The organism is Daejeonella sp. (genome assembly GCF_036405355.1).
Lineage (GTDB): Bacteria > Bacteroidota > Bacteroidia > Sphingobacteriales > Sphingobacteriaceae > Daejeonella.
The window spans coordinates 1-12,197 of sequence record NZ_DASWXT010000097.1; the positions used below are offsets into that span (position 1 = coordinate 1).

General features: G+C 38.2%; 11 protein-coding genes. 4 read left to right on the top strand and 7 right to left on the bottom strand.

The window, feature by feature from the left end; all coding sequences use genetic code 11:
- Positions 1-203: 203 nt before the first annotated feature.
- Positions 204-1,820, top strand: a complete 1,617-nt coding sequence (locus tag VGE44_RS11895; protein WP_331079291.1) for a hypothetical protein — start codon at positions 204-206, stop codon at positions 1,818-1,820.
- A gap of 7 nt (positions 1,821-1,827) precedes the next feature.
- Positions 1,828-3,264 (top strand): DUF5723 family protein, encoded by a 1,437-nt coding sequence (locus VGE44_RS11900; protein WP_331079293.1) that lies wholly within the window; start codon positions 1,828-1,830, stop codon positions 3,262-3,264.
- On the opposite strand, the gene tsaB is transcribed toward VGE44_RS11900, so the two are convergent.
- The 4 genes from tsaB to rpmH form a co-directional block, all read right to left on the bottom strand.
- Entirely contained in the window at positions 3,261-3,956 is a 696-nt protein-coding gene (gene tsaB, locus VGE44_RS11905) for a tRNA (adenosine(37)-N6)-threonylcarbamoyltransferase complex dimerization subunit type 1 TsaB (RefSeq protein WP_331079295.1), read from the bottom strand. The genes VGE44_RS11900 and tsaB overlap by 4 nt on opposite strands.
- A 37-nt stretch (positions 3,957-3,993) precedes the next feature.
- Positions 3,994-4,230: a membrane protein insertion efficiency factor YidD gene (gene yidD / locus VGE44_RS11910; protein WP_331079297.1), complete on the bottom strand. Its 237-nt coding sequence runs from the start codon at positions 4,228-4,230 to the stop codon at positions 3,994-3,996.
- Entirely contained in the window at positions 4,211-4,615 is a 405-nt protein-coding gene (gene rnpA / locus VGE44_RS11915) for a ribonuclease P protein component (RefSeq protein WP_331079300.1), read from the bottom strand. Before rnpA ends, yidD begins: the two co-directional genes overlap by 20 nt.
- 77 nt (positions 4,616-4,692) lie before the next feature.
- Entirely contained in the window at positions 4,693-4,851 is a 159-nt protein-coding gene (rpmH, locus tag VGE44_RS11920; protein ID WP_079701901.1) for a 50S ribosomal protein L34, read from the bottom strand.
- A gap of 128 nt (positions 4,852-4,979) precedes the next feature.
- Between rpmH and VGE44_RS11925 the strand changes: the two genes are divergently transcribed.
- Entirely contained in the window at positions 4,980-5,852 is an 873-nt protein-coding gene (locus tag VGE44_RS11925; RefSeq protein WP_331079303.1) for a ChaN family lipoprotein, read from the top strand.
- Here VGE44_RS11925 and mscL read toward each other — a convergent pair whose 3' ends face one another.
- Positions 5,853-6,266, bottom strand: coding sequence for a large-conductance mechanosensitive channel protein MscL (gene mscL, locus VGE44_RS11930; protein ID WP_331079305.1), 414 nt, complete (start codon positions 6,264-6,266; stop codon positions 5,853-5,855). It abuts the gene before it with no gap.
- A 152-nt stretch (positions 6,267-6,418) separates the two neighbouring features.
- Here mscL and rpoN point away from each other — a divergent pair, with 152 nt between their 5' ends.
- On the top strand, positions 6,419-7,891 hold the full coding sequence (gene rpoN / locus VGE44_RS11935) for an RNA polymerase factor sigma-54 (RefSeq protein WP_331079307.1): 1,473 nt from the start codon (positions 6,419-6,421) through the stop codon (positions 7,889-7,891).
- A 65-nt stretch (positions 7,892-7,956) separates the two neighbouring features.
- Here the strand turns inward: rpoN and VGE44_RS11940 are convergent, their stop codons facing one another.
- Positions 7,957-8,973, bottom strand: coding sequence for a type IX secretion system membrane protein PorP/SprF (locus VGE44_RS11940; RefSeq protein ID WP_331079309.1), 1,017 nt, complete (start codon positions 8,971-8,973; stop codon positions 7,957-7,959).
- A gap of 179 nt (positions 8,974-9,152) precedes the next feature.
- A complete protein-coding gene (locus tag VGE44_RS11945; RefSeq protein WP_331079311.1) occupies positions 9,153-11,876 on the bottom strand; it encodes a PKD domain-containing protein in 2,724 nt (907 codons plus the stop codon).
- Between the last annotated feature and the right edge of the window lie 321 nt (positions 11,877-12,197).

A 12,197-nucleotide genomic window follows, 5' to 3' on the forward strand; every position in this document is an offset into this window, starting at 1 on the left:
GGATACATCTATTAAATTATCAAAAGTAGAACTGCAAATTGTACTAAAAAGACAAACTCCTTTAATTAATTGAACCAAATAAGAATTTATTGCGTTAATGTAAATAATTCCATTATTTATTGATTAGTTTATTAAATTTTTATTGAAGATTACGGTTCGTAATCTATGACATAAAAATATAAATTTGCTAAAAGCACATATTGATGAAGAAAATAATAGGAATTACAACGGCTTTAGTCCTCATAGTGATTTCTCTTGCATATTTATACTTTTCGAATCTCAACGTCAGTAGCCGGAATAATGATCGTGTGCTTTCTGAAATACCTGCTGATGCCTCCCTTATTTTCCAATACCCCAACGACAAAAGCTTGTATGAAATCTTTTCAGATTATACTGTTTTTGATACTATCATCGGTACTCAGTCTAAAAAAGAACTGGCCTGGTTAAAAGAACTTCTGATTAGTAAAAAGGATTTGGCTGATCTAACTGATGGGCAAAAGGTCTTTTTATCTTTTCATCCGTCCAAAACTGATAGTGTTCACTTTCTGTGGTCAATCCAGTTAAAACAGAACATATCGATTAATGACCTGAGAAATATGCTGTCTGAACTTTCAAATATCAGATTCTCTATGAAAGAGAAATCAGGTAATGCAATTTTGGAAATCAATACTGACGAACTAAATCGACCTTTTTACCTCTGCATTGATAAAGGAATTGCAAGAGGAAGCTTTGCATTTGAACTTATCAATCGGAGTATCGACAACAAAACAAAAAAGATTAGTCAGTCATTTATAAAAGAGATCAACACCGGCATAAGCAAAGACGCAAATGCATTAGCCCATCTTTTTATTAACTATAACAAACCCGGCTTTCTAAAGCCCTATTTCAGACGAAAATTAGGCGATAACATGGAGCTTTTTGAAAGCTTTTCCGGTTATTCAAGTCTGGAGTTAAATTACAAAACTGATGTAATGATGTTTAATGGAATAAGTAGAATACCCACCGTTAAAGACAGCTACATCCCTATTTTCCTGAATCAGAAACCCGTTAAGAATACAATTAAACTTGTGATGCCATATAATACAGCAAGTTCGATAGCTTATGGCATTTCAGATTATACAAGCTATAAGAAAGACCTGAATGTAATATTTGAAGCCAGAGCTGAGCTTGACACTCTCAACAGGCAAATAGAAAAAATCAGATCTGAAACCGGTATAAATCCGGAACGGGATATGATCAAATTATGGGCTAAAGAAATGAGCACTCTTCATCTTTCAACTTCAGAGAGTCTGGGAATAATAAAAGTGAGTGATGGAAGCAAGCTTCAGTTCTTACTTGACCCAATGAGTTCCTTTTATTCCCCAACAGTTAGAAGGATGAATTACAGCAATCTATTCTATTTCTATTTGGGAGATCCAATGAAAAAGTTTTCCAAACCTTTTTTTACAATTATCGACAACCTGCTTATCCTTTCAAATTCACCATCAAGTATCCAGCGGTTTTTAAATGATTACAATTCCGGGCGATTACTTCATAAAACCGAAGCTTATATTCAATTCGATAAACTGGTTGCCGATCAGAGTAATGTTTCATTTGTACTATATTTAAACAATGCAGCGGTTTTGTTAAGAAACTCGCTCAAAAGCAATTATAGTCAGATCTTTAGAAGTAAAAATCATGGAATAAAAGATCTATATGCAATGTCGTATCAGTTGACGAGTAATAATGAATATTTTTTTACTAATTTTTACACTGCTTACAAAAATATAAAGACAGCATCTGAGCCTGATTTATTCGTAGATAGTATTGGAAGCAACTAATTATACCATGATTTTAAGCCGAAACAAAATATCTTTAATTAAGCTATCTCTTATAATATTTTTACTCTTTGGACTAATAAGAACCGGCTATTCTCAGCAATACTCTCTTTATAACAGTCGTACCTTATATGACAGTTTCGAAAATCCATCCCAAAGAGCCTATCAGGTTGATACAAGTCGTCGTTTCGCATTCAATTTCCTTATTCCAACAATCAGCCTGAATTCGACATTCTCTGGTCCGGCCGAACCTGCATTCAAATCCCTCATTTATGATGGTGTATTCAATGGCCGCGACATTACCCTGGGTGAAAACCGAATGAATACGCTGGCCTTCAGTTCAAATAATTATATCGCTATGCTGCGTATGTTAAAGGCAGTAAAAAAATACAAGGAAATGGGAATTAGCTGGCAGATTCGAAATGATGGAAGAGCAAGTGTAACCAATGAGGTTTTTGCAATTTTTGACGATTACCGTGTATTCAATGCCAGCAACCTGAGTAATCTCTTCAATGTTAAGGGATATAATCAGTCGTACCACCAGTTCAGTTTTGTATACCGGCAAAATTATACAAAGCGCTTTTCGATAGGTGCAAAGTTCAGCTTGTTAAGCGGAATAAGTTATACCTCCTTAAAAGTTGATAAATCTGAAATAAACATTGATGAAGCAAACGATGAGTTTGATGTTTCAGTAAAGGGACAACTCAGGTCGAGCTTTAAATTTGATAATTTTCATCAGAGAATGCTTAATCCCAATTTTAAAAATCCAGGACTCTCAATTACTGCCGGAGCTTCATATCGACTTCGGGATGGATGGTCTGTATTAGGAAATGTGAAGGATATAGGTTTTATAAAATGGAGCAAAGAAGCCTATGAATATGATTTTGATACTGGAAAAATTATTATTGAAAATGCCTCGAACTCTAGTGCGGATAACAGGCTAGCCGACAGTTTGGACACCAGAATAAGCGCAAAGTCAGTTAACAGATCTTATGTAAGTATGATCAATGGTAAAGCAGAATTGATGCTGAGCAAGGAATTTGGAAATTATAAACCAAACCTGATCCTTTCCAAAACCATTTACTATGATGGCGGGGATCTGGTGCTGGTCAATAATTACCATTTAAAGAATCATGTCCTTACCGCATCAGCAGCCTACAATACGACCGGGATTTTACAGATTGGTGGGCAGTACATGATTAAAACACCTAATGTTGAATTCTACATAGGTAGTGATCAGCTTTTAAAAAGTTATGAAATGCTAAGAAATTACACCAAAAGTGCTTCACCTTACTCGAGCGGCTATACCGGTGTTTCATTTTATATGGGATTCGGTTTAAAATTCGGGAGTGTTTTGGAGCATCAGGCGAATGCGACTAAAATTTCAGGATTCAGAAAAAATCCTATCGGGCAATTCATAAAAGGACTTGTTGGAAAAAAAGATTAAGCCTTACTCTTTGTGGATTTCGTAAGCAGAAAATCCTTTAAATAAAAAGGCTCAAAATAAGCTACGTTCTCTGTTTCAGCATTGCTAAACTTTCTGCCGGCTAAAAAGTTGAGATCTTTAGCTGAGTTTGTAAAATCAATGAATCTGATATTATTTTGATCCGAAAATAATTCCTTAAACTTACTGGCACCATCTCCAAACAAAATGAGGTTTTTACTTCTAAACTGATCAAAAGAAGAAGCATCCACAATCTTTGCACTCACCGGTTCAATTACTTTGAGATCCCTCTGATAAATACCCGTATAGACCTCCATTCTTCTCGCATCGATCATTGGGATCAGCAAATCCGAATCCTGAATATCGTTTTGGGCCAGCAGACCGGATGCCATTGCTTCGAGAGTATCTATTCCCAATAAAGGAATATCAAGTGCATAGCAGAGCCCTTTAGCTGTTGAGACCCCTATCCTAAGACCTGTGTATGACCCCGGCCCCTTACTTACTGCGACGGCTTTCAAATCAGAATATTTTTTACCTTTTTTGATCATCAATTCTTCTATAAACAGAGTGATATGGCTCGCATGGATATTCCGCTCATTGGCTTCCTTAAAGGCAATGATTTTTCCATTCTCACTCAAGGCCACAGAACAACTGCTTGTAGCAGTTTCAAGAAGTAAAATTAGTTGATCATTCATAGATGCAAAGGAGCAAAATTATGGACAAAGAAAAAACTCATGGAACAGGGTCATGACCGTGCCCGCCCCAGGGGTGGCATCTTCCAATCCTCTTTATTGTCAACCAGCCACCTTTAAAAGGCCCATGTTTCTGTATTGCCTCGATCCCATAATGAGAGCAGGTCGGGGTAAAACGGCATGATTTTCCAAGAATTGGTGAAATAAGATTTTGATAAACCCAGATCAGAAACAGAAAAAATGTAGAAAATACCGACTTAACTATCCTTTTCAACATGGCTGCTCAGGTATAATTTCTTTAATCGGGTCAATGCATCTTTGAACTTCTTATCCAGAAATGCATACTCTCCTATTTCATTACCTATAAAAGTAATTCCCAATATCAATCCTGATGAATTTTCATTCAGAAATGGAAAAAGATATTCGGATTTATGAAGACGGTAAATTTCGCGAATTCTACGTTTAATCAGGTTCCGGTCAACCGCACGCTTAAATCTTTTTTTGGGGACACTGATCAAAACCTGTACCGGATGTTCTGGATTGGTACATTCAGAAAGCCAGACAATGCGAAAGGGATAAACTAAAAAAGAAGAACCGTCAGTAAAAAGCTTTTCTATAAGCTTAACATTACATAACCGTTCTTCTTTTTTAAAACTGTACATTTTGACTGTTATTTAGCCTGATTTACAAGCAGATTTTGATCTGCGTTAATCGTAAGGCTACGAAAACACAATCAAAATTATGCTTTATGGCGACGCTCGTCAGAGACAGATAGTCTTTTTCTACCTTTAGCTCTTCTTGAGGCTAATACTCTTCTTCCGTTTGCACTGCTCATGCGCTCTCTAAACCCGTGCTTATTTCTTCTTTTTCTTTGAGAAGGCTGGAATGTTCTTTTCATGACTTATTTATCTATTATTGCTCTAAAAAACAGGAGTGCAAATATAAGGTTGATTTTTCACAATTCAAACAATTGAATTAAAATATCCTTACCTTCCTTTAATTAATCCCCCGAAACAGCTCAAAAATATGAAATTTTACCTCTTTATTTTCTTTGTATTTTTTACTTTTCCTGCATTATCACAGTTAAAATCAGAGAATTACAAAATATATGACAGTAAAGCTAACAAGACCTGCACACTGGAAGAAATTATCAGTGCCCTTTCCGAAAAGGAAGTTGTTTTTTTTGGAGAGGAGCATAATGATCCAACGGGACATCAGCTTGAAATAGAAATTCTCAGGATGCTACACCTTAAAAACGGAAAAAATCAGGCACTTTCAATGGAAATGTTCGAAACCGATGTGCAACTGGTATTGAATGAGTATCTGCAGAACCTGATCCGTGAAAAGAATTTCATAAAAGAAGCAAGGTCATGGAATAACTATACAGACTATAAACCTATGATTGAGTTTTCCCGCGAACAGGGCATACAGGTTATTGCAGCCAACACTCCAAACCGCTATGTTAATATTGTAACGCGAAAAGGATTGTCGGGGCTTGATCCTTTAACTAAAACAGCCAGAAAATGGCTACCACCACTGCCCATTGATACTGCTGCAGGGAAATACTATGATAATTTCTTAAAGACTATGGGAGTGCACAAAGTTCCGGGAATGGAAATATACCAGGCTCAAAACTTATGGGACAGCGGCATGGCATGGTCAATCATCAAATACCTGAAAAAGTACAGGCAAAATAAAATATTCCATGTTGCAGGTCGTTTTCACAGTGATGAAAAACTTGGCACTGTTGCCCGGGTAATAAAGCTCAGGCCTTCCCTAAAAATAGCAAATATTTCATCTTTCTCAGACAACACCTTCAATAATCCCGACTGGAAAAAATTTGATCATCTGGGTGACTATATTATCATAACCAACCCAGAGCTTAAAAGAACCTATTGATTATTTATTCTGACTTTTCAGCAAATCCCTGATTTCAGTTAACAGAAGCTCCTCTGCACCCGGAGGAGCAGGAGCCGCCGGGGCTGCCTCTTCTTTACGCTTCAACGTATTAATGGCCTTGATGACTGCGAATATGCACAGGGACACAATCAGGAATTGAATAACAGTATTTATGAAATTTCCGTAACGAATTGCAACTTCTTCTACTTTATTAACAGCATCTGCAGTAACAAGCACCAGCTTTTTGTCCGCAAAATCAACTCCACCTAAAAGATAACCTATTGGAGGCATCAAAACATCATCAACCAAGGAGGTGATAATTTTTCCAAATGCAGCACCGATAATAACACCCACGGCGAGGTCTACTACATTCCCTTTTGAGATGAATTCCTTAAATTCCTTTACAATAGCCATAATTTTGTGATTTTGTCCTTTCTTAAATTTATATATTTTTTTTAGAATAACAAATATAAATTATGCTCGTATATCTTTCTGTTACAAACATATTTCAAGGATGACTATTTCATCCGTCAATAATTATGTAAATTTACCGGAGAATTCACTTTATGTTAAGACAAAACCTTCAACAAAAACTCCTTCAAAAACTATCTCCGCAGCAGATTCAGTTCATTAAATTGCTGCAGGTCCCTACAGTTTCCCTGGATACCCGCATTAAAGAAGAGCTGGAAGATAATCCCGCTCTTGAAGATTTAAGTCTGGCGAATATGAATGAGCCTGTTGAAGAATACCCTGACCGGGACCCGGAGGATGATAATTTCAACCAGGAAGATTCGCAGGAAAGTTTGGATGAATTTAATGTTGATGATTACCTCCAGGACGATAACATTAATGATTACGGTTCAAAATACGAGCAGAATGGGGATGATGATGACGAGCGCAAAGAGATTCCTATTGCTGTTCAGAGCTCCTTCTTCGAAAGTTTACAAGCACAATTAGACCTGTTGCCTCTTTCTGATAAGGATTTCAGGATAGGACAACAATTAATCGGCAGCCTGGATGATGATGGATATCTGCGGAGACCGGTTACTTCACTGGTAGATGATCTCGCATTTTCTCAAAATGTATTTGCAGAAGATGAAGAGGTTAATGAAATGCTCAAAGTGATACAGTCCTTTGATCCGGCAGGAGTTGGCGCAAGAGACCTACAGGAGTGTCTACTTATCCAGCTAAGAAAAAAAGACCCTAATCCTATCATCCAGAAGGCAATAATGGTTGTTGAGGATTATCTTGACGAGTTTACAAAAAAACACTATGACAAGCTGGAACGTTCATTAAATATGGACTCTGAAGAGCTGAAAGAAGTAGTGAATGAAATTCTTAAACTTAATCCTAAACCTGGCGACTCCAATGCTGTGACTACCAAACAGCTACAGATTATACCAGATTTTCATATCAGCAATAATGACGGGATACTATTCCTGACTCTGAATTCAAAAAATGCACCCGAGCTCAGGGTAAGCCGCTCCTATCAGGATATGTTTGAACATTATGATAAAACAGCTGAGAAAGACAAAAAACTTAAGGAAGCCGTTCAATTTGTAAAACAAAAACTGGATTCAGCAAAATGGTTCATTGATGCGATCAAGCAAAGGCAGCAAACATTGCTAAAAACAATGAAGGCAATCATGGATTATCAATATGAGTATTTTCTTACCGGTGATGATAAGAATTTAAAGCCAATGATCTTAAAGGATATTGCCGATCGAATCGGTATGGATATCTCAACAGTTTCGCGGGTGGCTAATTCAAAATACGTGCAGACTGAATTCGGTACCTTTTTGCTAAAATCTTTCTTTTCTGAAGCCATTCAAATGGATAGCGGTGAAGAAGTCTCCAACAAGGAAGTAAAAAAGATCCTCGAAGAATGTATCGGAAAAGAAGATAAACGCCGACCACTGGCTGATGAAAAACTAACTGAAATTCTCAAAGAAAAGGGCTACAATATCGCCCGACGAACTGTTGCAAAATACCGGGAAGCAATGAACATTCCGGTTGCGAGGTTAAGGAAAGAACTTTAACGAGATGTGAGATATGAGAAATTCTCCACATTCTCCACTCTCAATTGTCAACTATCAATTAAACGTTACCAGCTTTTCTGGGGGCAACTCACCTTATACCTGTTATTGAGAAATATTCCAAGCACGATTTCATGGGAGCCATTACTTACAGTGTTGAGGCCGGATGTGGTTAGGTCGTAAGAATAGCCGATGTTCATAAATGAACCAACATTAAAACCTGCCATTCCTGCAAATGCATCGTCCTTGCGGTAACTGCCACCAACCCAAAAGCGATCCTTGTATGCTAGTTTTAAGTTTACATCCACTGAAGCGGGAACCGGCGTCACAATTTTTAATAAGGCAGATGGGATTGCAGCAAAATCATCCCCGAGGTAAACTTTGTATCCTGCAGTCACGAATATATGCGGCACTTTTCTTCCCTGGTCATAAGTCACCGGGTCGTCGCTGAAACCTATCGGACTTTTTAATAGTTGCTGTGCCGAAGCTCCGGCAAAAAACCGGGGTCCGTAAAGCCAGATTCCGGCACTCATATCAGGCTTGAAATTATCATAATTACCATTTCCGATTGCCTGATCATTTGGATTTTCAAGCACCAGACCAGATCGGTCAAGATAGATCTTCGAAATTCCGGCTGCTAATCCGACGGAGACATTCACCTGTTCTGTTATTCCAATATGATAGGCATAATTCAGGTTAACATCAGTTCTGGAAATAGGTCCGGCCTTATCAGAAACAGCAGTAAAACCAACACCATGATGGGGCTCAGAAGCCATATAATTCTGCAAATAACTCCGGCTATTGGGATTATTTCCTCCGCCCTGTGGCACTGAGGTTGATGTCCCGTACAAAAAATTTCTGCCCAGAGGCGCATGAACTGAAATATAAGAAGTCACTGGTGCTCCATCAAGTCCCTGCCACTGAGCACGATAACCAGCTTTTACGTCAACATAATTCTCAATTCCTGCAATTGCGGGATTCAAAATAAAATTATTCATGACATACTGAGTATACTGAGGCTTTTGCTGAGCTAACACAAACTGGCAAATCAGAAAAGAAAATAAAAAAGCCGCAATACTTTTCATTAATACTTTATTTTGAGCGTTATACTTATCATTATGATAATTCCAAAACCTCATCTCCTGCAAAAAACTCATCACTGATAATTTGAACAAGTTAAAAAATCATTTCCATTGTCGAACTTCAATAGTATAATTATTTACAGCTAACATTATACAATAAATGTGATCCAAAAAATCAGCCTCTAACGAACTACTGCTACCCATCCCTTAAACACTGGTAATCCGATCTTAGGATCTATGACATAATAATAGGTCCCCACAGGAAGAAATTGTCCATTTAAATTACCATCCCAGGCCTTAAGGTATCCAATAGAACCAAACACCTTAATTCCAAAGCGATTATAAATATTTACACTTACCCCCGGATAACTATCCAGGTATTCAATCTGCCATACATCATTAATTCCATCTCCATTTGGTGTAAATGTATTTGGGATGAAAGGCATTTCAAGCACTTTTACCATAATATCATCCTGCAGAATACATCCTTCGTCAGAACTTATGGTGACATAATAACGGGTATCATTTGCCGGAGATGCAACTGGATTTCTTACATCATCGCGATCGAGTCCGGTGGAGGGGGTCCATTTATACCTTAAATTCGTACCTGTTGCCTGAATATTGAATCTTACTGCACCCCCACGTAAAACGATCGTATCTTTTCCGGCTTCCAGAAATGGCGTAGTAATATTTAGTTCGCGGGTAAGTACATTCTCACATCCAAATTCATTGGTAACCTTCAGACTAATCATAAACTGTCCTCCTGAAGTGTACTGATGACTAATTGGTGCAGATGTTGGATTTTCTGCTCTTGTCCCATCTCCAAAATCCCACTCCCGTTTTACAATATTTCCCTGAACTGCCCTCGACAGGTCAGTAAATATAATTGCAGCATTTTCACAACCCGGACTTGTATATGAAAAATCTGCTACCGGACTTGCCCGAATCAGTATATTCTGAGTATATTCCTTTGCATCACAACTTGTTGAATTCCTTACTCTCAAAACAACATTATATGAACCGGGATTCAAGAAAATATGCTTTGGATTCTGATCAATTGAAGTGTTGCCGTCTCCGAAATCCCATTCCCAGGAAGTTATAGGATTGCCATTATCCTTACTCATATCTGTAAAGCTAATTTCACTATTCGAACAGAAATTGTTTGTGTTTGTAAACAAGGCTTCTGGTGGATCAAATACATCGAACTGATAGTCAATTTCCTGTTCATCAAGATTACATCCGGCAAGTGTAGCGTATTTTGCTATGATCTTGATTGACTTCTGACCAGGTTGACTATATCCCTGGTTCTTTGGAAATAAATACTCATAAAATGTGATGCCATTCCGTACAACCTGCACTGCCTGCGGATTGGTCTGTGTAACCGGAGAATCATTTACATCAAGTTGCCAGGTTAAGGTTGATGCTGGTGCGGTCAGGGTAAGTTTAAAATCAAGATCCTGTCTTGTACAGGCATTGTTTATTTCCTCGAGTGTAATTTTGTTTATTGCTCTTACAAACTGACTGGATGCAAGATTCGTACCTGCTGAATAAGCATAGGATTCTACATCACCAAATCCATATGCAATTGCATTAAAACCATCGGATGCCGACAAATTGAATATCTGTGTAGGATATTGATTCAGATTTAGCTTCAGATAAGAGTATTCGGGATTATTTGCTAATAAAGCAAAGGTACCACCCGGTACTCGTCCATTGATCCTGAAAGAGGGAGCTGCAGAGGTTTTGATCAGGATATTCACATAATTCTCACTGATGTTTTCTCTGTTCGAGGAATACACCGTAATGTTCTTAATATTGTATTCAATCGGATTCAGGATTACCATATCAGGATCACTAAATCCCCCACCCGCACAAGCCTGAGTTAAAGAATACTGTGCAACCGCAATAGCATTATTAGCTGAAATATATGCCGGCTCATTGACGGGTGCCGGGGTTTGATAATATTGTCCCGCGTTCAGGTTTGCAACCTGGGTACCATTATAAGTGACCCGTGTACCATTCTCTTTGGCCAGAATACGAACATAATTACCCCTGCTTCTCACTGTGCTCCCTCTTGGACTTATTGAACTAAAGGGGATAAATCCGTAGGCCTTACCCCAGCTGTCCACGGGATAATTCTGCTGATACAAAGGATCCGATGAGGTGTTACCAAAACATCCTGACGGAGCTATAATTGCCGAATTTGTAGTTCCTGAAAACATGGCAAACTGCTTGCATCCCGAAGTCTCAGGATCAACAAACACATTTGCTCCGGTCAGGTCAACATTGGAAAGGTATTCGTACACATCACCGGGATTTGTAAGGGTTACCCCACCGGGAATAAGGTCGTTCCCATTAAGCCTGATAAAAATTTTTGTATTCGGCTCACTCGCAATCAGCACAATATGATTTCGACCCGGATCAGGGGTATTACCACTTACATAATTCATGCTAAAATACTGTTGCCCCAGAGCTTCTTTAGGCAAAATAAGCGAGGCGGCAGACCGGGCACCAGCAAAAATATGTCCATAAACCACCACCTTAGGTTTTCCCGGGTCCACCTGAACCCGTATCGCCCTGTTTGTGAGTACCCTGCCTGCTTCAAGTTCATCAATATAGGCATCCCCACGATTTATTGGGACTTCAATAACGGTATTACCTGCCGTCAGGTCAAATCGCTGGCTTGAACTACCTACCGTAACTGTTCCTGATGAGGCCTGCTTACCTGTTATGAATATGGAATACCTTGCTAATGGCCTGAATCCGTTGAGATTAGCAGGAACATGTGTTGGAAAAACAGCCCAGAAATCAGTCCCCTCGTTGGAAGTACTTTGGGCAATAGCTTTCGAACCTGAAAGTATCCAGAGAGAAAAAAATAAAAAAAATAAATATAAGCGTCTGAGCATCCCTCTTTAGTCCTAATCTGTTTCACAAAGCAGCTGAACCTTTAGGTAAGATACGTTCAGACAAGCTAAAGGAGTTATAAAAATAGAAAATAACAACCTTTCAAAATCCTATGAAAGAAAAATGATACAATAGTGATAAACCTGAATAAGTTATTAAAGCATAAATTTTTGAACCGGGTAAAAAAAACAAAAGCCGGTTATAGCTCAGCAAAAAAAAAACAAAAAAAGCCGTCAGAAATACTCTGCCGGCTTTAAATATCCCTTAACGAATTAAGCTCTTATTGATTTGATTATTTCCAAAACCGACTTAGTTGAAGCAAT